The following is a 19,732-nucleotide window of genomic DNA, read 5'->3' on the forward strand; positions in this document are numbered from 1 at the left end:
GTTTCACCTCTATTGCTAAATGTGTAGTGAGTCAGCAAGATTTTAGTATTTTCTTTGCCAATATTAAAACCAGAGGCACTCCATAAATTAAAAAATCATTAGATTGTGAAAGGGAAAATCACAAGCCTTTCAAAAACATCAAGTGACAGACCTTAATTTAAAAAACTAAGCAATTAGATTTAATAAAGGCTAGTAAAAATGGATAAATTCTTAGTAAACATGGCCGTAGTAAAGGTTAATTGGGATGAATCTCAAGGCGACATTCTAGATAATTACATACCTTTAATAGCATACACACTTGGCCAAATGAAAGGTGACATAGTTTCCATTGAAGAATTTAAAGTTAAATTTCAAGAATCAGTTGACTTCACAATCCCCACTGGAGCAATTATTACTTTGCTAAAGAGAGCAGCAAGAAAGCATAAATATCTTAAATCAAGTGATCAGGGAACATTCAATATAGACAAAGGAAAAATTGATAACAATGATTTTGTTCAGAAAAGAGACTCTGAGCAAAGAAAATTCAATCAACTAAAAGAAAAATTTATAAAATACTGCAAAGAAAATCTAAATGTAGATATAAATAAAGAAGAAGCAGACGAATACTTCTTCGACGTTTTATTTGAAATATCCCCTCAGTTATTCTCTAGCGTCTCTAACATTGAAAACATTAAAGTTGAAGTAAGCGAACAGAAAAAATACTTGGTAAGTAGCTTCATTTCACATGTAAACAAAGCAGATCAAACCTCTTTTGAATCAATTATCTCTTTTGTAAGAGGAGCAATGTTGACCGAAACATTTTTTTATTCTCATCCATCAGAAATTAAAAACAAGATGAGGAAAGTGCAAGTTTTTTTTGACACTCAATTTCTTCTTAGGGCACTTGGATATGCTGATTCTGCAATCGTTACGCCATGTAAAGAATTGATTGAAATGCTCAGTACTATGTCTGTAAAAATGCATTGCTTTAAACATACCTATGATGAAATTCATAAAATTCTATACGCCGCTGCTTCGAGACTCAGACAACATGGAAGATTAAAATCAAGCCGACCTGGAGATGTATTTGACTATTTTAACCGATTAAATTGGTCGACTTCAGATGTAGAGTTAGAACTTGCAAAATTAGAGAGAAATCTAAACGATATAGGCGTTTTTATTGAAGATAAACCACCTCATAATGAAAAGCACTCTATTGATGAAAAAAAGCTAGCAGAAGAAATTCAAAAAGAAATACCTAACCAGTCTGAAGAATCTAGAAATCATGACATTGATTGCCTTGCATCAATTTTTCGCCTTAGATGCGGTAAAAAGCAAGACTATTTAGAGTCATGTATTGCAATTTTCATAACGACAAATGCAGCTATATCTAGAGCATCTACGTCTTTTTTTAACAAGGAATACGGAGCATCAAATGCATCAATTTGTATGGCAGATCAAGTCTTCACTACCTTGATATGGCTAAAAACTGTTAAAAAGGCTCCTGACATGCCAAAAGATAGACTGGTTGCTACGTGTTATGCAGCTACTAGGCCCTCAGAAAAATTATGGGATAAGTATGTTGCAGAAGCTGAAAGATTGAAGGAAAAAGGAAGCATAAAAGAAGAGGATTTTGCTGTATTAATTCATAGCCTAGAAGCAAGAAATCGGCTCATGTATTTAACATTGGGGGAAAATGAAATAGTTCAAGGTACTGTGGAAGACGTACTTAACACAGCAAAACAACATTACATAAATGACATAACAAAAGAATTACATGATGAAAAAGAGAAAAATGATTGCCAAATAAAAAGAATTATCAGCTTCTCTAATAAAATTGGTGAAATAACAAAGACGACAGCATATTATTCGCTACTTTTACTCTGGACGTCTCTACTTGCTTTTGGTCTTTTAGAAACGTCTCCTAAGTCAATTGTTTTTAATGAACTTCTCACACTTAACAGCGTAATTTTTATCACATTGACTATAATAACTATATTTAACTTACTTTTTGGGTTTAAAGTTATGGCTCTCTGTAAAGAGATTTCCATAAAATTTGGAAACAAAGCATCTGATTATATCGAGAAAAAGTTAAAAGCGTAAATATTAAATTAAGTATAAATATCCTTTTCATCATCGCAGGCTGTTTAAGTATGCTGGCATCGATGCTGCATTTAGTATGTATTTGGGGTGGTCCGGATTGGTATCTTGCAATGGGTGCCGGCCAGGCCATGGCGGACATGGCCGCAGCGGGCGATCTTTATCCTACGCTGGTCACTGCATTTATCGCTGTCGTGCTTGCACTGTGGGGCGTGTATGCTTTCTCCGGTGCAGGCGCTATTATTAAACTCCTGTTTCTAAAAACCGTTCTGGTACTTATCACCAGTGTTTACCTGCTGCGTGGCGTCGCGGGGTTGTTTGCGCCCTTTGTGACCACCTCGCCAATGATACAGCAAAATTCCATTACCTTCTGGCTGGTCAGTTCACTGATATGTTGCGTTTATGGGGCCTTTTACTTGTTGGGCACAAGCAGGCTATGGGGTAAAAATACTCACTCCTGAAGCGCGGTATTTTGTTGCTTTTAACACAAAAATTCCGTGCAAAAAAACAACCGAACCATGCCTTTTTCGTATCCTCTTTTTTGCCTATCACTGCTAACTTATTTCGGTGCTTTTGGCGAGTTCTTTCAGGGAATAGCCCTTAGCAAGGAAGCAGAATGATGTGTCGTACCCAGCAACAAACTGAATAAACAAACGCACATCACTGCGAAAAAATGGATGACGTCTCTTTGGTCAATTGGAATGGTCAAGCTTATGAAAACACCTATTTACGCAACTCTCACTGCCGGGGCGATGGCGCTCGGTTTATCACTTCCTCTGCTGGCAGCAAGCAGCGACAACGCCAACTCCGGCGTGGGGATTAATCTCACTGGTATTAATTACTGGTCAAGTCAGTGGACCACGCTGGATGTGATGAAGCATGCTTCTAACGGCAGTGGCCAGCTGTGGGCAACCAGTAATGCTCATACCTGGGAATTTAACACCGGCGATCAGGCATTGCTGGATCTGGACGAGCAAGGCTGGCCCCGATCTTTACCTGCGGATTCACCCGACTCGCCATTTCACTATGTCACCACCATTATCTATCACGATAACCCGCACCATCCGGTCGGCGAGTTTGTGATCTTGTACGAGGGTGAAGGTGAGCTCTATTATTCCGGCCCGGAACTTATCAGCTCCGCGCCCGGACGCGACGTGGTACGCATGACTGCAAACAGTTTCTTCCATTTGCAGATCCACGCCACCGACCCAAACAATACCGGCAACCATCTGCGCAATATCCGTATCATAGCCCCGGGCGGCAGTTGTAGTGACGCGGCTACTGATTACGCAGCCAGCGCGGCGGACTGCGCCAGCCCTGAGCAGTTTGTCTCGTTCGAGCACAGCTATCAGGCACGGATATTCCATCCACTCTTTTTGGATGATATGCGCCAGTTCCGTACTTTGCGTTTTATGCAGCTGCTGAGCACCATAGATAACCCGGTTCAGCACTGGGCGCAAAGAAACCAGTACGATTACGCCAGCTGGGCCCTCAATGGTGGTAGCCCCTATGAAGTGGCCATTGCCATGAGTAACAAGCTGGGTGCCGAGCCCTGGTACACACTCCCGGTTCGGGTAGATGACGACTATATGCGCCAGTTTGCCCGACTACTGAAAACGCAAAGCGAGGGGGATTCTGCGATTTATGTGGAGTTTGGTAACGAGCTTTGGAACAACGCCTGGCCGTATATTTTCGATGGCCTGTATCTCGAAGAACAAGGTAAAGCCCTTTGGCCCGACACCAGTTACCACGATATTGAATATCGCATGAACTATTACGGGCTGCGCAGCACGCAGATGTGCGACATCATCAAAGCAGAGTTTGCCGAGGAAGCGGGCCGGATACAATGCGTGATGGGCGGCCAGACCGGTGTGCCCTGGATCAGCGAGCAGGCACTGAACTGCCCGATCCATGCAGCAGGTGTCGGTCAACGCTGTGCTGACAACATGGATGTACTGGCGGTGGGCAGCTACTTTGCCGGATATTTTGCCGATCAAAAGTACCTGCCCATTTTACAGGGCTGGGCCACTGAAGGGGCTGAAGGTCTCAACAAGCTGTTTGAGGAAATGGACTCGGGGGTACTGTATGGCCTGACCTATAACCCCGATGAGCCACCCTGGTGGCAGGCACCTGAGCATGGCGCGCTGGCACAGGCCAGAGACAATATTCAGGGCAACCTGGCACTGGCCCAGCAGGATGGCCTGATGCTGGCAGCCTATGAGGGCGGCCAGCACCTCACCTATGCCGGGGATATTCGCGATGGCCGCGATACCATCAGCGAGGCATTATTCCTAAGCGCCAATCGCGATCCGCGCATGGCTACAGCCTTTACCAGTCACCTGAATGACTGGCGAAACTCCGGTGCAGGTTTGTATGTGGTATTTGAAAGCATCGGCCGCTGGGACAGCTGGGGCGCATTTCCACTTAAGGAATATCAGACACAGACCCGTGAGCAGGCGCATAAATACGATGCAGTTCTAAGCTTTATTGAGCAGACGCCCTGCTGGTGGACTGGGTGCGAGCAAAGCGTACAAAGTGGCGATAACACAGACAGCTTACCCGCAGGTGAGGGCTCACCTCAGGCCACGATGTTGAACCTAAGCTCTTCAGCCTTGTTTGGCAGCAATGGCGTTGGTCTGAGCTGGCAATTCAATGATGTTGCCGAGATACCGGTGAAGTTTCAGGTCTATCGCGATGCGCAACTGATCTGGCAAACCACCGCCAACAACTACGAAGATCACTGGCTCCCGCTTAATCAGGCCTACCACTACCAGGTTCGTGCTGTACACAGCGAAACGGGCACAGTGGTGGCAGAGGCAAGCCTGAATACCAAAGCCGGTGACAGCGAGCCACCTACGACACCCGCTCAGTTCAGTGTGCAGTCGGATGGCGCTTATGGCGCAACATTGCAATGGCAACCGAGCGCGGATAATCAGGGCATTCGTTTTTACAAGATTATGCGCAACGGCCAGCCCTATACACTGAGTAGTGAGGCGCGCTTTGAGGACCCCTGGCCACCCAAAGGGGAAGTCAGCTATCAGGTTATCGCCGTCGACCTGGCTGGCAATCGGTCAGATGCTTCCCCTGTCGGCACCCTGATTATTCAGTAATATACGCAGGCTGCCAGTATCTACTGGCAGCCTCCTAACCAGCAAAGCCTCGTTTTTAGCGCTTTAACTACCTAAAACAGCCATACAAACCAAAACAAACCACCCAAAACAACACCTTATTGATTGGTTTGCCATCAATCTGACATTTTTTCAAATTTTTTACTAAAGAAGTCACACAGCCGGACGATACACTAATCATGGCAGGCAGCGACTATCTCTTCCATCGCCATGACTTTAAAAGCTTTATCAACTTATACCCCAAGATAGTGCTAATCGATACGGCTCGTTCCTGGTTTTTTGGCTTAGAACGAGCAATCCCTTTTTTCATTCCAAAATAGCCACAAAAGCACTGTCTCGTTAGATGTTAACTTATGGTTTTAGGTAAATCTCATGCTTAGTCGTATAAATGGGAATCGTCCAGCAGCTGTGCCAGCAGGTTATTAATAAACTGATTATCAAGCCTGCCTAGTGAGTCATGTAACTGCGCCAGCTTCGGAGGCTTCGTTTTGCTGCGCTTTTATTGGATCGTATACAGCGTATATTGTACCGTTGCGTTGTTTGGCTTGCACTTGTCTCTGGTGCACAAGGTCAAATGCCAATGAATTTAGCTCTTTTAATGACTGGGGAGTGAGATCCATACTCATATAGGCATTGCCCAGCTCTTGCTTATCCCGCTCGTCGAGAAACGACATAATATCACCAAAAGCTGCGTTGACATTGCCCTCAGGGAGAGGGTTAATTATAAGAGATGCTGCAACATCTAAATTAATGAGTGCTGTAAGGTATATACACTGAGTGCAGTATGGGCATTTTAATATTTAAATTTAATGATAAACAAACGATAACAGCCATCATAACTGGCCTATGAAAATGCCTCCCTGAAGCATGCCAATTTTAGAGTGGATGTCACCCCAGACTCAGTTTTGACGATGAATTCAGGGTAAAGCTTATCTTCGGTTAACGGTCATTAACGAAGTATGCTCTCACCCTGCAATTTTGACGCTCTATGCTTTCTAATTTCTATTTTGCCGAGACAAGGAAAAAGCTATACCTAGCTTAAGTGATGAAAGCATAATCAAAAGGTCTAAAAGTAGACCAAACACGAATACTTCTTGAAGAAAAATGGCTTCTAAAATTAATGATATAAAGAGCAAAAGTAACACGACAAAAAAACCATGTAAAAATGGCCTCACCGTGCATTGATTAGACATATAAAAAAACCCAAAGAAGCATATTAAAAATAATGAAACAACATTATAAACCTCTGAGGAAATAGCTAAATACTCCAAACCTGCTTCTTCGTTCATCGCCATAAAATAGCCAAGAGGAACTCCGGAAACAAAATTAAAGAAATATATAACAAATAAAAACTTTAAAACAACCTTGAAATTCAACATAGTAAATTACCGCATTAAAAGGAAGGCGTAAAATCAAGCGCCTTCCAAAAGAATGATTCCGTTAATATATTAATTAGTATATTCTCATTGACCTAAACCCATGACCGGTCGGCAACTCAGGATCTTTATGATTTCTGGTTTTCGTCTTGAGCAGAAGCTTTCAGCTTTTCCTGCGCCTCTTTGTGGCTTTCATTTACATATTGCTTCATTATATCTCCACTAAACTTTCCAAAAAAGTGAAAAGACACCCAGCAGAAAGTGAAAAGACACCCAACCTAAATTGGCGTTTGGATGATAGGGCTGCTTCAACTTGGAAATGTAAGACTATTGAATATCAAGCTTTTTATGAGCTCTGAGTAGTAAAATTCGTAAATCTAAGCTCTGAATCTTGGAAAGAATCGGTGTCATACATTATGAAAACACACCCAAGTCTAAGTTGGGATAAATTGAAATGATACTGAAAAAGGATAGATGTTAGCCCAGTAGGCGCTCGCACTGCATCAGATTGGCCCGTCGCTTTTTCGCCAGGTGCTCACAATAATCTGTCATTGCCTGTTTTCGTCTTACAGCACCATGAAACGCCTTGGTAAATCGAGTGGCAAGTTTAAGCCAGTTGTCTGGCTCTATTTGCAATCTGGTCAGTAGTGGTTGACTGTCGCTGATGTAACCCCGTTTATCTGCCCGCATACACCGGCCTGTTAGTTCAACCAGCTGAATGTAGTAGGCCAGCTCAAACGGGAGACCACTTGGTATGTTTGCTCTGGAGTTCCCTGCAAAGCGTCTTAAGTGTTTGGGTTGTTTGCCCTTCCGTGCATTAGTCGCTGTTGGCTCCGAGCACTGTTCAAGTAACATATCGCTTATATGCAGATGATGCCTACGCCCTGAAAATAATGCGCTCAAACAACCACCTGTAACACACCCATATACACATCTTGATATAAAAAGCCCCACTGCGTGGGGCTCAAATTTAAATACCAAGCAAGTCACCGTGATGGGCGACCTTGCAAGCTAGCTGTCTATATCCTTAAGCGCTTTTTAAGTGCGCAGAACCCGGCTTAGTGGATATAAGGCTGATAAAAACAAAAAGGCACATGCAAAATGCATATGCCTTTTTTGACCGCGCTGTTAAGCGCGAATAGCGTTAAGCTTTACGCCAGGTGGTTTTACCGGCGCTGTCTTCCAGCACCACGCCCATGGCTGTTAAGGCATCGCGGGCAGCGTCGGCTGCGGCCCAGTCTTTATTCTCACGGGCAGTTTTGCGCTGCTCGATCAGGGCTTCGATTTTTGCCACTTCGTCTTCGCCCTGATCACCATGCAAAAAGGCTTCCGGATCTTGCTGAGCAATACCCAGAACTTCCGCCAGCTTCACCAGAATAAAGGCATGTTCGCCCGCCGCTTTGGCATCTGAGTCTTTCAGCAGGTTGACTTCTTTGGCCAGTTCAAAAATCACAGGCAACGCTTCTGGAGTATTGAAGTCATCGTTCATAGCCGCTTCAAAACGTGCCACAAATGGGTTGCCCGCCAGTTCTGTCTCAACCAGTTCGACACCACGCAGAGCCGTGTAAATACGCTCTAATGACGAACGAGCCTGCTCCAGGTTTTCCTGTGAGTAGTTTAGCTGACTGCGGTAATGACCGTTGATCAGGAAATAACGTACGGTTTCGCGATCGTAGGCTTTAAGAACTTCGCGTACCGTAAAGAAGTTGCCCAAAGATTTAGACATCTTCTCTTTATTGACCTGCACCATGCCGGTGTGGATCCAGGTATTGACGTAACGACCATTGTTGGCACAGCATGACTGGGCAATTTCGTTTTCGTGGTGCGGGAATTGTAGGTCTGAGCCACCGCCGTGAATATCGAAAAATTCACCCAGGTGCTTAGAGCTCATCGCGCTACATTCAATGTGCCAGCCCGGACGACCTTCACCCCAAGGTGATGTCCAGCTGGGCTCACCGGCTTTGGCTTTTTTCCACAATACAAAGTCCAGCGGATCATCTTTGCCTTCAGCCACTTCAACGCGCGCGCCCGCCTGAAGCATATCCAGGTCCTGCTGAGACAGCTGACCATATGCTTCAAAGGTCGACACATCAAATAATACATCGCCATTTTTTGCCACATAGGCATGGCCTTTTTCGATCAGACGTTCAATCATCACGATGATTTCGTCCATATGACCGGTTACAGTCGGCTCAATGTCCGCAGGCAGGATATTCAGTGCCTCGAAGTCCTCGTGCATGGCCTTGGTCATACGCACTGTCAGCGCATCGATCTCTTCGTTGTTCTCAGCAGCACGCTTGATAATTTTGTCGTCCACATCCGTAATATTACGTACATAAGTAACCTGATAGCCTAAGTGGCGCAGGTAACGGTTCATCACGTCGAAAGAGACATAAGTACGGGCGTGGCCTACATGGCAGAAGTCATAAATAGTGATACCACACACGTACATGTCTACTTTGCCTTCCACAAGCGGTTTAAACTCAGTCTTTTGACGTGTTAGTGTGTTGTAGATCTGCAACATGTAGCTTTATTCCTAAAATTTATCCAAATTCCCAGCAATCATATCACTTGCACCGCTTTGGCTCTATAGAAAATCCCGTCCAAATAGAATGAAAAAGTAACAGTTAGTTGACAATTTAGCCGCTCACCCCCTGAGGGACTTTGTAGTTATGAATTTGTGCTATAAAATAGGCTCCTACTATGAAATATGTAAATCAAGGACCTGTTATGGTTGTTTTACAAACAAACTTTGGCGACATCAAAATTAACCTGTTTGCTGACAAAGCGCCGGCAACGGTTGAGAACTTTTTAAAGTACGTTGAATCTGGTTTTTATAACGGCACTATCTTCCACCGTGTTATCGACGGCTTTATGGTTCAGGGCGGCGGCTTCGAGCCGGGCATGGACCAAAAAGAAGTGGGTGCGCCGGTTAAAAACGAAGCCAACAATGGCGTTGCCAATAAAACAGGCACGCTGGCGATGGCACGTACGCCAGATCCTCATTCTGCCACGGCACAATTCTTTATCAATGTAAACGATAACGACTTTTTGAACTTCAGCAGTGAAACCGCACAAGGCTGGGGTTACTGTGTATTCGGTGAAGTGGCCGAAGGCATGGACATCGTTAACAAGATCAAAGGTGTTGCAACGGGATCTGCAGGCTTCCATCAGGACGTTCCACTGGAAGACGTTGTGATCGAAAAAGCGTTTGTTGCCGAATAAGCGACCGCTTTATTGATTGTGAGGTGTGTGCACTTAACGCTTGTATGAGCTGTACATGCCTCTGTCCCTTTCCCTCGCTCTAATCTGAAGTTGTCTCCATGCGCAAAAGCTACTTTATTTCTGATCTGCATTTAACCGAACATCGCCCTGATATCACCGCCGCTTTTTATCGTTTTCTTGAGCAGCATATGCAAGATGATGTGGATGCCTTGTATATCTTAGGCGACTTTTTCGAGGTCTGGATTGGGGACGATGAAGGTAATCCGCTGGCACTTGAGATAGCCACTAAACTGCGTGCGATCTCCGAGCGTGGTATTCAACTGTTCTTTATTCATGGCAATCGAGATTTTCTGGTTGGTCAGCGCTACGCCGAACTGAGCGGTATGACTTTGTTGCCTGAGCAAGCGGTGATCAACCTGTATGGCACTCCAACCGTTATTTTACACGGCGATGAAATGTGTACCCAGGACGAGGTCTATCAGAAGTTTCGTAAGAAAAGCCGTGGCTGGTGGTGGCCAAGGCTGATGTTGTCTATGCCGCTGTGGTATCGCCGCCGGGTGGCGCGCAATGCCAGAGAAAAGAGCAAACAAAGTCAGATGGGCAAAGCCCCTGAAATCTTAGATGTAACCGAAGAAGCCGTACTGGCAATGTTCGACCGCCATCAGGTCAGCAATATGATCCATGGCCATACACATAGGCCAAATGTCCACCACTACAACGACAAAACACGTACCGTGTTGGGAGACTGGTATAGCCAGAGCTCCTATCTGGTGGTCACTGAGCAAGGCCAAACCCTCACTCAGCATCCTTTTTCAGACTAAACCTGTCAGTTCATGCAGCCTGTAGCGGCGCACCACTATGAAATTTAAAGTCGCTGTCTGGCGTTAAGATCAGATCATTTTCAATGGCTTTGAACTCGGCCACGCGTGCTGCGATATCAAATCGCTGCGGATCAGTCGCATCAGCCACCTGCTGTGCCAGCTCCAGATAATCCTGATAATGACGTGCTTCCGAGCGCAACAGCGAGACATAAAAGCGCCCAATGTCCGGCTCCAGGTAAGGGGCCAGTTTCGCAAAGCGCTCACAGGAGCGGGCCTCGATAAAGGCACCTATGATCAACTTATCAATCAACGCGGCTGGCTCAAAGGTGCGCACATGCTTGATCATCCCAGACGCATAACGAGAGGCATTGAGGCTCTGAACCCGTAACCCTTTCTCGTTAATGATATCCAGCACCTGCTCAAAGTGATGCAGCTCTTCTTTGATTAACCGTACCATTTTATCCAGTATATCCTGGTTATAGGCGTACTCGGGCTTAGCGGTTAAGCTACCGATGAGTTCATTCTTGCTGGCACTAAACTGACCATCGCCAATTTTACGATAGACAAAGTCTTCATAGGGTTTGATCCAGCCAAGCAGAGTTTTCGCTGAGGCATTGTCTACCGCATATTTACGGATTAAAAATGCCGCGCTCTGGGCCGCTTTAAGCTCACAGTGCATATGGTCGACCAACAAGGCTTGCAGATGCTCCGGCTTTTTCGCTTCGTCGATCCAGCTGTCGGGGGTTTCACAACCCAGAAACTGATAAATAGGCGCCAACAGGTCGGCATACTTCTCTAACATGTCTCAGATAATCATTCGCAAAAAAATTATTCCTATTCTACCACAAGCGTGCCAAGTGGCACTATGAACGCCCGCCGTTTACCACAAGTTTGTGCCAGATCAAAGACGCTGGGATTTCAGAATTGTTTCTTGACAAAAATTAACCAATCTTTCATAACTTAAATGATGTTGTATAAATTTCATACTTACAGGCGTCGCCAGTGGCCCCGTTTTTATGGTGATTACGCAGCTTAGCCTCATCGCACTCTGATGTTACTGAGCTGTTATATAAGACAAGGACTGCACCCGTGATCGCCGGGTAATCTGAACGCGTCAGACAACAATCTTTTTTGAGGGGCTCGTTATGATTTTAAATCATCTGTGGGGCTTATATGCCCACCCAATCGAAGAGTGGCAAACCATAGACAATCGCCACGAAAGCGCTACGTACAGTTTATCTCACATTGCCTTGATTGCCCTGATCCCCAGTTTAATGGGCTACTATTCCTCTGTCTATCTGGGCTGGAAAATCGGCACTGGCGACGATGTATTTCTCACCCATAACAGTGCCATGCTGATAGGCATTGCCATGTACTTTGCGCTGATCATCGGCGTGTTTGCCCTGTCTTATCTGGCTCACTGGATGGCGGTGACATTCGGTGCTAAACCCACTTATACACAAACGCTGGAACTCTCAGCCTATACGGCCACACCGGTCTTTATGTCGGCCTTTGCTGCTTTCTATCCGGAATTGTGGTTTGTGGTCTCGGTAGGGCTGGCAGCCCTTGCCTACTCGGTCTACCTGCTTTACACCGGTGTTCCTATTCTGATGCACATACCTGAGGAGCGTGGCTTTATCTATGCCAGCTCAGTGGTCACTTGTGGTTTGGTATTATTGGTAATTATTTTGGCTGCAACAGCGATATTGTGGACGAATGGGATAATCAGTCCTACATTTACCTAGGGAGCGCGCTTATGCCCCTCAATGGTGCGTAGGTCAGCTCGCTTCCTTTGCTTTTATCCTATAGAAATCTAACAAAAAGGGCCGCAATCGCGGCCCTTTTTTTAAACACCTTAGGCTAAATTACTCACCTTCACCCGTTTCCTGATTGTGCAGCTCAAGGCTTGCCGACATGGCTTTTTCACGTGTCGATTTTGCCGAGTCATTACGCAGTGCATCAATCCGATTCAGGTAATCCTGATTTACATCACCGGTAATGTACTGGCCATCAAACACAGAGGTTTCAAAGCGTGTGATCTCTGGGTTTTCCAGTGCCACCGCGTCTTTCAGATCAGAGATTGACTGATAGATCAGGCCGTCTGAGCCGATGCTGGCATTGATGTCTTCTACATCACGGCCGTGGGCTATCAGCTCTGCAGCCGATGGCATATCGATACCGTACACATTCGGGAAGCGTACTTCTGGTGCTGCCGAAGCGAAGTAGACATTCTTTGCACCCGCATCACGCGCCATTTCAACGATTTGCGCCGATGTCGTACCACGAACGATAGAATCGTCAACCAGTAGTACGTTTTTGCCGGCAAACTCTCGGTCGATGGCATTTAGCTTACGACGTACCGACTTTTTACGCTGTTCCTGACCAGGCATGATGAAAGTACGGCCGATATAGCGGTTTTTAACAAAACCCTGACGATAAGGGAGTTCAAGCACCGATGCGATTTCCAGTGCGATATCGCAAGATGTCTCCGGAATTGGGATAACTACGTCAATGTCTTTGTCGGCCCATTCGCGTTTTATCTTCTCACCCAGCTTAGTACCCATATTGACACGGGTGGCATAGACCGACATATTGTCGATGTTCGAATCCGGACGTGCAAAGTAAACAAACTCAAAAATACACGGCGCGTGCATGGTTTTGTTGGCACAGATCTGCGAATGGAACTGACCGTCTTCAGTCACATAGATGGCTTCGCCTGGTGCCACATCTCGAACGAATTCAAACCCGTCGATAGACAATGCCACGCTCTCAGACGCAAACATGTATTCAACGCCACGTTTAGTTTCACGCTTACCGAATACCAAAGGACGAATACCGTGCGGGTCACGAAACGCCAGAATACCATGGCCGATGATCATAGCAATGGTGGCATATCCACCCGACACTTGCTGATTCACTTCGCTGATGGCGTTAAACATATCAGCAGGTTCCAGCTTCATTTTGTCGCTACGTCCCAGCTCATACGCCAGGATATTCAGCAGCACTTCTGAGTCAGACGTCGTGTTGACGTGACGGCGTGCCTTAGTGAACAGACGCTCTTTCAGCTCTTCCGCATTGGTTAAATTACCGTTGTGCGCCATGGCGATACCAAACGGTGAATTTACATAAAAAGGCTGTGCCTCCGCTGAGCTGGAAGAACCGGCTGTCGGATAACGCACATGACCGATGCCAATGTTACCCTGCAGACGCTTCATGTGACGGGTATGAAACACGTCTTTGACCAGGCCATTGGCCTTGCGTAAGCTGAACGTATTGTTGTCAATGGTAATGATGCCGGCTGCATCTTGGCCACGGTGTTGCAAAACAGTTAAGCCGTCATAAATCGCCTGATTAACAGAAGATGTTCCGACTATCCCAACGATACCACACATTAAAAATTTCCTCGCCGATTAACGGTTTGCTGAATTCAAAAAGCTTGAGTTATGTTCTAGATAGGAAAAAAACCATTCTATTACAAAGCCAAATTCAGGGATTACTTGGGATGCCTGCCACCACGATGTCTCGGGGGCTTTGGTGAAGGCATCCAGGAAAAACAACGCGGCGCTAACGACCAGCACGCCCCGCATCGCACCGAACACTATGCCAACCAGGCGATCGGTACCAGACAAGCCCGTACGCTGTACGAGTTCACCTAAGATATAATTGACAAACCCACCTAACACAAGTGTCGCAATAAAAAGTATGGCGATTGCGGCGGCATTTCTTAAAAGGGGTTCTGAAATGAAGGTCAGGAAGGTTGCAAGGTATTGGTAGAATAAACTGGATATGAAAAAGGCGCCGATCCAAACCACGAGTGACATGGTTTCTTTCACAAAACCTCTCATCAGGCCAAACAGTGTCGAGATACCGACAATTGCAAAGATGGCGTAATCAACCCAGATCATATAAACCAATAAGTCGTTAATTTGGGGCGCATTCTATAAGACACGCCCATCAATTACCAGATCATTTTACCACGGTAAATTGAGTAAGGCGGCCGTTTAACTTAGTTAATTTCTTTAATTCTGGGAGCTTAGCTTCCAGTTTAGCTTTATTTAAATCTGGTCCGACGAACACTTTGGTCAGGGTACCATTGGGTGTTTTTACCGGGCGGGTAAACGTCTTAAAGCCATTCTCGGTCAGTTTTTTAGTCAGTGCTTTAACATTTGATTTATGTGAGAAGCTACCAAGCTGAATGACATAGGCCATTTGCGTAAAGTTAGAAGACTCGGGACGTGTCAACGGCTCACTTTTCACCTCAGGTGCAGTAGTGTTGGGCTTAGCCGGCAGTTCGCTTACTGGTTGGACTAATTCGGGCTTATCTGCGACCTTACTGTCCGCAACGTCGACCACTGGTGACTCTGGTTGTTGCTGCCCTTGTATGTCACTCTGTTGCTCGGCAGATGTCAGTTCAGCACTGAGTTGATCATCATCCGCACTGATCTCTTCCACCACCTCTTCCATTGGCTCTGTCGCCAGCGATGCGCGTTCGTCTATGCGGTTTTTTAACTCTATGGTCGAGAACTCAGGACGCTCCGGGATAGGCTTAAATCCTTCCTTATAGTGGACTTTTTCGCCATCCAAAATATTAGGTATAAACACCACCGCCGCAATCACTACGATGCTGGTGCCGACCAGTCGGTTAATAAATCCTGAGTTCACAACTATTGCTCTCTACTTTTGCCAGTACTGCATGGCCGCGGCCACGGTCACAAACGAGCCGAATATAATCAGCGCTGTGTCTTGGTGTTGCTGAGGAAGCAGACTTTGCAGGGCCGAGTCAACACTCGCAAATACCTGACTGTGCTCACGGTGCGGTGCTGGCAACAATGTCAGCAGCTGCTCTGCTCGTTCGCCACGGGGACCTTCCAAAGACGCACAGCTCCACTTTTCAACCACATCTGACAGGGCATCAATCACGCTCGCTTTATCCTTATCAGCAAGCATAGCGACTAAGGCATGAATTTTAAAGCCCTGATTTTTCAAACGCATTAATTGCGTTCTCAGGTAGCGTGCCGATTCAGGGTTATGCGCCACATCGGTGTAAATTAATGGCTGTTGACTGAGCTGCATAAACCGCCCTTCCACTTGTAACCCGGACAGAATTTGCTTTATCTGCTCTGCATCAGGTAATAAGTTAAGCCTGGCCAGAAGCGTTAACGCTGTTGCCACGTTTTGCGCAGGGATGGCAGGCTGTGCCAACGTCAGGTCGTGCTCACCATATTGCCAGCGTAACCCATCGGCCAAAGGCGTAAAATGGAAATCACGTTTTGACAGGATCAATTCTGCCTTAATTTCCTCACCATACTCGGTCACGGTATGTGGAATATCTAGGTCGCCTACGATAGCAGGTGTGTCTGTGCGGAAAATCCCTGCTTTATCGTAGCCCACTAGCTCTCGGGTATCACCCAGGAACTCTTTATGGTCAAGGTCTATGGTGGTGATCACACTTGCATAAGGCGTCACAATATTGGTTGCATCAAAGCGGCCACCCAGACCCACTTCTAACAACACATAATCTACCGCATGCTGTTTGAATAACCACAAGGCACCCAAAGTACCGTACTCAAAAAACGTCAATTCAACGTCGCCGCGCCCCTGATCTAACGCATAAAAAGCGTCGACATGAGACTGATCGGGCAAGGTTTTACCATTGATCCTAACACGTTCGTTGTAGTGAATAAGATGCGGAGAAGCATAAGTGCCGACGCTGTAGCCCTGTGCCAGCAGCATGGCTTCCAGACAACGGGCCGTGGTGCCTTTACCATTAGTGCCGCCAATCAGAATAATTTTACTGGGGCTATCAAGCAAGTGGATATTGTTCGCAGCCTTAGCAACGCGCTCCAGGCCCATCGCGATGTTGGCTGGGTGTAACTGCTCTAAATAACAAAGCCAATCATTCAGTGAAGATGATTGGCTTGGTGTAGTCTTTGACATAGTGCGCTCAAATTAGAAAATTTTACGCTACTCTATGCTCTTGTTCGGTAGAAGGCAAGTTCATGAACTTAGCCAGGATACGTGCCAAAGAGTCACGCATTTCACGACGGTCGATTATCATGTCAATTGCACCGTGTTCCAGCAGAAATTCACTACGCTGGAAGCCTTCTGGTAAAGTTTCACGTACTGTTTGTTCGATAACACGAGGACCTGCAAAACCAATCAGAGCTTTAGGTTCTGCCACATTAATGTCGCCCAGCATAGCAAGTGAAGCAGAAACACCACCCATTGTCGGGTCAGTCATCACAGAGATAAACGGCAAGCCACGCTCGCTCATTTTAGCCAGAGCTGCACTGGTTTTAGCCATCTGCATCAAAGACATTAAAGCTTCTTGCATCCGTGCACCACCTGATGCAGAGAAACACACCAGTGGCATATTGTGTTCTAAACACTCATTCACGGCATCGACGAAGCGTGCACCCACGACAGAGGCCATTGAGCCACCCATAAAGGAGAATTCAAACGCCACCGCGGCAACCGGGATCCCTTTCAGGGAGCCTTTCATGGCTACCAGCGCATCTTTCTCGCCACTGACTTTTTGCGCAGCAGTGATACGATCAGAGTACTTTTTGGAATCTTTGAACTTGAGTACATCCTTTGGTTCGTGCTGAGTACCTAACTCAACGCGGCCACCCTCGTCTAAAAAGCTTTCCAAACGCTTACGTGCGCTGATCCGCATGTGATGACCACACTTAGGGCAGACGTGCAGTGACTTTTCCAATTCCGCTTTGTACAGGATTGAATCACAGTCCGTACATTTTGCCCAAACGCCTTCCGGGATCTCTTTTTTACCCGTTGATTTAGCCGTTTTAGGTAAGATTTTTTCTAACCAACTCATTTGCAACTCTCTTAGTGCTCATTCTGTGTCGCGATCTGCAAAAAGCAGACAGATTTTCTCAATTAAAACATGATTAAGACATCAGTGATATAAAAAACTGGTCTTAGTTGTCTCTTACGATTAAGACGCTCGCGCTCAGGTTTGCTTTAGTCATCGCTCAGCGTGATTAACGAATCGTTACCTCGGGCAGAAACAGAGGACCAGCTGGCGTTGTGGGGATCTGCCAGCGCTCAGGATAATCGACATCTACCAGATATAAACCATTCGGCTTAGCGGTAGCGCTGGCTTGTGTGCGGTCTTTAATACTTAGTAGCTCAGCCATCCACTCTGGTGGGTATTTACCCACCCCAATGTCCATCAGGCACCCGGTGATATTACGTACCATATGGTGTAAAAATGCATTGGCTTTAACATCAATGACAATGTAATCACCAAACCGGTCAACCTGCAAGTGGTGAATGTTACGACAAGGAGAATTTGACTGGCAATGTACAGCACGAAAAGAAGAAAAGTCATGCTCACCAATCATCACCGGACACGCTGCCTGCATAAGCTCAGCATCCAGCGGATGATAGTAATGGGTTACCCCACTGCGTAAAATGCCCGGGCGATTGACACTGTTATAAATCACATAACGATAGCGTCTGGCCGTTGCACTAAAACGTGCACTAAACTCGTCATGGACCGGCGTCGCGTAGCGCACAGCAATATCGTCAGGCAGCTGAGAGTTGACACCGAGTGTAAATGCTTTCATGTCCCGATCAGAATGGGTATCAAAATGGATGACCTGACCGGTGGCATGTACGCCCGCATCAGTGCGCCCGGCACAGACCACATCGACCTTATGGTTACAGATGCTAGACAGGGCTGTTTCCAGCTCCTCCTGAACACTATTTACATTACACTGACGTTGCCAGCCACTGTAATTGCCACCATTGTATTCAATACCCAAAGCTACACGCATAAACTACTCAAACTCTCATTTCGAACTTAGCCGCGCATTTTATGCGATCACCGCCAATAATACCAACATCATTGTCTCGTTGGCATCGATGGTCTATTTGATCTGCTGTTTGAGTGCCTGTGCTTCTGACTGTACCGACTCAGGACCATTACTCAGGATTTCTTCAACGGCATTTTCTGCCGAGTCAAAGTCTCCAATTTCAATATATGCACGAACCAGATCCAGTTTGGCGGCGTATCCGTCTTCTTCCAGATCGACATCCGTGGCATTTTCACCGGCCAGTAGTTCTTCAAAATCGCCTAGCCCAACATCCATATCTGGCGACTGATAGGGTTCTTCCTGGGTCGGCTCATCTTCACTTTGTGAGAGAAGATCATCTATCTCAAGGAAATCCCCTTCACCCGCTGTTGCGTCATCGGCACTTGCTTCGTCCCCTGACAGGCTTTCTTTTGCAGGCTCGTCAATATCTTCAATTTCGAGGTCCTGTGCCAGTTCCTCGCTTAACAGCGCATCAAAGTCCAGCTCGGTGTCTTCTGACAAATTAACTTCCGACGTATCCGGCTCAGCAGAATCATCGAGTAAAGCACTGAAATCTGTTTCGTTCAGCTCTGCCAGAAACTCATCTTCAATGGCAGCTTCATCTATGTTGATCTCTGGTTCCAGCACATCATCATCGTCTTCCGCCAGGTCCGTTAATTCATCTAAAAATGCGTCCGGTTCTAAGGCCAGTTCAGCTCCCTGCAAGTCTTCCTCTGCCTGAGGACTACTGTCGGCAAGTCCTGCCAGGTCTTCATCAGACAACATGAGATCCGATAAATCATCTTCCAGATCTTCCAGCGCTATTTCGCCATCCGGCTCAGCGTCCATCGCGCTCAACGCGTCTTCTTCGTCAAACTCAGGGAAGTCTTCGTCGGCCAGGGCTTCATCGTTTAGTGTCGCTTCTTCTGGGGCTTGTTCCGCTGCTGGCTCTTCTGCCTCAGGCTCGGCATCCATCGCGCTCAGCGCGTCTGCTTCGTCAAACTCCGGGAAGTCTTCGTCGGCCAGAGCTGCATCGCTTAATGTCGCTTCTTCTGGGGCTTGTTCCGCTGCAGGCTCTTCTGCCTCAGGCTCGGCATCCATCGCGCTCAGCGCGTCTTCTTCGTCAAACTCCGGGAAGTCTTCGTCGGCCAGGGCTTCATCGCTTAATGTCGCTTCTTCTGAGATCGGAAGAGCCCCCGGCGGCACTCCAAGTCACGACTGCGCCGCTCGGGAGCCGGGCTGCGGCTGAATAAAACAACGGGAGGGGGGGGGGGGGCGGGGGGGGG

General features: G+C 46.6%; 17 protein-coding genes and 1 pseudogene. 6 read left to right on the forward strand and 12 right to left on the reverse strand.

Annotation, left to right across the window (positions count from 1 at the left end):
• The first annotated feature begins 198 nt into the window (after positions 1–198).
• The 3 genes from CWB99_RS20690 (at position 199) to CWB99_RS20700 (ending at position 5,189) form a co-directional block, all read left to right on the forward strand.
• Positions 199–2,082 carry a hypothetical protein gene (locus CWB99_RS20690; RefSeq protein WP_138552143.1) on the forward strand — a complete coding sequence of 628 codons (1,884 nt, stop codon included), beginning with the start codon at positions 199–201 and terminating at the stop codon, positions 2,080–2,082.
• Positions 2,083–2,132: 50 nt separating this feature from the next.
• Positions 2,133–2,540, forward strand: a complete 408-nt coding sequence (locus CWB99_RS20695; RefSeq protein ID WP_138552142.1) for a hypothetical protein — start codon at positions 2,133–2,135, stop codon at positions 2,538–2,540.
• Between the two features lie 252 nt (positions 2,541–2,792).
• Positions 2,793–5,189, forward strand: coding sequence for a hypothetical protein (locus CWB99_RS20700; protein ID WP_138552141.1), 2,397 nt, complete (start codon positions 2,793–2,795; stop codon positions 5,187–5,189).
• A 473-nt stretch (positions 5,190–5,662) separates the two neighbouring features.
• Here the strand turns inward: CWB99_RS20700 and CWB99_RS20705 are convergent, their stop codons facing one another.
• The 4 genes and pseudogenes from CWB99_RS20705 to cysS all read right to left on the reverse strand — a co-directional run bounded on the left by CWB99_RS20705 (position 5,663) and on the right by cysS (position 9,107).
• Entirely contained in the window at positions 5,663–5,881 is a 219-nt protein-coding gene (locus CWB99_RS20705; RefSeq protein ID WP_138552140.1) for a hypothetical protein, read from the reverse strand.
• A 321-nt stretch (positions 5,882–6,202) separates the two neighbouring features.
• Positions 6,203–6,586 carry a hypothetical protein gene (locus CWB99_RS20710; RefSeq protein ID WP_138552139.1) on the reverse strand — a complete coding sequence of 128 codons (384 nt, stop codon included), beginning with the start codon at positions 6,584–6,586 and terminating at the stop codon, positions 6,203–6,205.
• Positions 6,587–7,060: 474 nt separating this feature from the next.
• Positions 7,061–7,399 (reverse strand): annotated as a pseudogene (locus CWB99_RS20715) (transposase); the annotation flags it as partial.
• Positions 7,400–7,727: 328 nt separating this feature from the next.
• Positions 7,728–9,107 carry a cysteine--tRNA ligase gene (cysS, locus tag CWB99_RS20720; protein ID WP_138552138.1) on the reverse strand — a complete coding sequence of 460 codons (1,380 nt, stop codon included), beginning with the start codon at positions 9,105–9,107 and terminating at the stop codon, positions 7,728–7,730.
• A gap of 206 nt (positions 9,108–9,313) precedes the next feature.
• On the opposite strand from cysS, the gene CWB99_RS20725 reads away from it, so the two are divergent.
• Positions 9,314–9,808: a peptidylprolyl isomerase gene (locus CWB99_RS20725; RefSeq protein WP_054016531.1), complete on the forward strand. Its 495-nt coding sequence runs from the start codon at positions 9,314–9,316 to the stop codon at positions 9,806–9,808.
• 98 nt (positions 9,809–9,906) lie between these two features.
• Positions 9,907–10,629, forward strand: a complete 723-nt coding sequence (locus tag CWB99_RS20730; RefSeq protein WP_138552137.1) for a UDP-2,3-diacylglucosamine diphosphatase — start codon at positions 9,907–9,909, stop codon at positions 10,627–10,629.
• A gap of 10 nt (positions 10,630–10,639) precedes the next feature.
• On the opposite strand, the gene miaE is transcribed toward CWB99_RS20730, so the two are convergent.
• Positions 10,640–11,431, reverse strand: coding sequence for a tRNA isopentenyl-2-thiomethyl-A-37 hydroxylase MiaE (gene miaE, locus CWB99_RS20735; RefSeq protein ID WP_054016529.1), 792 nt, complete (start codon positions 11,429–11,431; stop codon positions 10,640–10,642).
• A 343-nt stretch (positions 11,432–11,774) separates the two neighbouring features.
• On the opposite strand from miaE, the gene CWB99_RS20740 reads away from it, so the two are divergent.
• Positions 11,775–12,374 (forward strand): Yip1 family protein, encoded by a 600-nt coding sequence (locus CWB99_RS20740; protein ID WP_054016528.1) that lies wholly within the window; start codon positions 11,775–11,777, stop codon positions 12,372–12,374.
• Positions 12,375–12,494: 120 nt separating this feature from the next.
• On the opposite strand, the gene purF is transcribed toward CWB99_RS20740, so the two are convergent.
• From purF to CWB99_RS20775, 7 genes are all read right to left on the reverse strand, one after another.
• On the reverse strand, positions 12,495–14,021 hold the full coding sequence (gene purF / locus CWB99_RS20745; RefSeq protein WP_138552136.1) for an amidophosphoribosyltransferase: 1,527 nt from the start codon (positions 14,019–14,021) through the stop codon (positions 12,495–12,497).
• 18 nt (positions 14,022–14,039) lie between these two features.
• A complete protein-coding gene (locus CWB99_RS20750; protein ID WP_138552135.1) occupies positions 14,040–14,534 on the reverse strand; it encodes a CvpA family protein in 495 nt (164 codons plus the stop codon).
• A 61-nt stretch (positions 14,535–14,595) separates the two neighbouring features.
• A complete protein-coding gene (locus CWB99_RS20755; RefSeq protein WP_138552134.1) occupies positions 14,596–15,291 on the reverse strand; it encodes an SPOR domain-containing protein in 696 nt (231 codons plus the stop codon).
• A 12-nt stretch (positions 15,292–15,303) separates the two neighbouring features.
• The gene (gene folC / locus CWB99_RS20760; RefSeq protein ID WP_138552133.1) at positions 15,304–16,566 is read right to left on the reverse strand and encodes a bifunctional tetrahydrofolate synthase/dihydrofolate synthase; all 1,263 of its coding nucleotides are present in this window, start codon (positions 16,564–16,566) and stop codon (positions 15,304–15,306) included.
• Positions 16,567–16,588: 22 nt separating this feature from the next.
• Positions 16,589–17,464 carry an acetyl-CoA carboxylase, carboxyltransferase subunit beta gene (gene accD / locus CWB99_RS20765; protein ID WP_138552132.1) on the reverse strand — a complete coding sequence of 292 codons (876 nt, stop codon included), beginning with the start codon at positions 17,462–17,464 and terminating at the stop codon, positions 16,589–16,591.
• 166 nt (positions 17,465–17,630) lie between these two features.
• Positions 17,631–18,428 (reverse strand): tRNA pseudouridine(38-40) synthase TruA, encoded by a 798-nt coding sequence (gene truA, locus CWB99_RS20770; protein ID WP_054016522.1) that lies wholly within the window; start codon positions 18,426–18,428, stop codon positions 17,631–17,633.
• Positions 18,429–18,521: 93 nt separating this feature from the next.
• Positions 18,522–19,652 (reverse strand): FimV/HubP family polar landmark protein, encoded by a 1,131-nt coding sequence (locus tag CWB99_RS20775; RefSeq protein WP_138686220.1) that lies wholly within the window; start codon positions 19,650–19,652, stop codon positions 18,522–18,524.
• Between the last annotated feature and the right edge of the window lie 80 nt (positions 19,653–19,732).

The organism is Pseudoalteromonas rubra, from assembly GCF_005887095.1.
Taxonomy (GTDB): Bacteria; Pseudomonadota; Gammaproteobacteria; order Enterobacterales; family Alteromonadaceae; genus Pseudoalteromonas; species Pseudoalteromonas rubra_E.

Bases quoted from the DNA above. Each gene is read 5' to 3' on its own strand.
- CWB99_RS20690 (WP_138552143.1), top strand. From the start codon at position 199: ATGGATAAATTCTTAGTAAACATGGCCGTAGTAAAGGTTAATTGGGAT.
- CWB99_RS20695 (WP_138552142.1), top strand. From the start codon at position 2,133: ATGCTGGCATCGATGCTGCATTTAGTATGTATTTGGGGTGGTCCGGAT.
- CWB99_RS20700 (WP_138552141.1), top strand. From the start codon at position 2,793: ATGAAAACACCTATTTACGCAACTCTCACTGCCGGGGCGATGGCGCTC.
- CWB99_RS20705 (WP_138552140.1), bottom strand. From the start codon at position 5,881: ATGTCGTTTCTCGACGAGCGGGATAAGCAAGAGCTGGGCAATGCCTAT.
- CWB99_RS20710 (WP_138552139.1), bottom strand. From the start codon at position 6,586: ATGTTGAATTTCAAGGTTGTTTTAAAGTTTTTATTTGTTATATATTTC.
- cysS (WP_138552138.1), bottom strand. From the start codon at position 9,107: ATGTTGCAGATCTACAACACACTAACACGTCAAAAGACTGAGTTTAAA.
- CWB99_RS20725 (WP_054016531.1), top strand. From the start codon at position 9,314: ATGGTTGTTTTACAAACAAACTTTGGCGACATCAAAATTAACCTGTTT.
- CWB99_RS20730 (WP_138552137.1), top strand. From the start codon at position 9,907: ATGCGCAAAAGCTACTTTATTTCTGATCTGCATTTAACCGAACATCGC.
- miaE (WP_054016529.1), bottom strand. From the start codon at position 11,431: ATGTTAGAGAAGTATGCCGACCTGTTGGCGCCTATTTATCAGTTTCTG.
- CWB99_RS20740 (WP_054016528.1), top strand. From the start codon at position 11,775: ATGATTTTAAATCATCTGTGGGGCTTATATGCCCACCCAATCGAAGAG.
- purF (WP_138552136.1), bottom strand. From the start codon at position 14,021: ATGTGTGGTATCGTTGGGATAGTCGGAACATCTTCTGTTAATCAGGCG.
- CWB99_RS20750 (WP_138552135.1), bottom strand. From the start codon at position 14,534: ATGATCTGGGTTGATTACGCCATCTTTGCAATTGTCGGTATCTCGACA.
- folC (WP_138552133.1), bottom strand. From the start codon at position 16,566: ATGTCAAAGACTACACCAAGCCAATCATCTTCACTGAATGATTGGCTT.
- accD (WP_138552132.1), bottom strand. From the start codon at position 17,464: ATGAGTTGGTTAGAAAAAATCTTACCTAAAACGGCTAAATCAACGGGT.
- truA (WP_054016522.1), bottom strand. From the start codon at position 18,428: ATGCGTGTAGCTTTGGGTATTGAATACAATGGTGGCAATTACAGTGGC.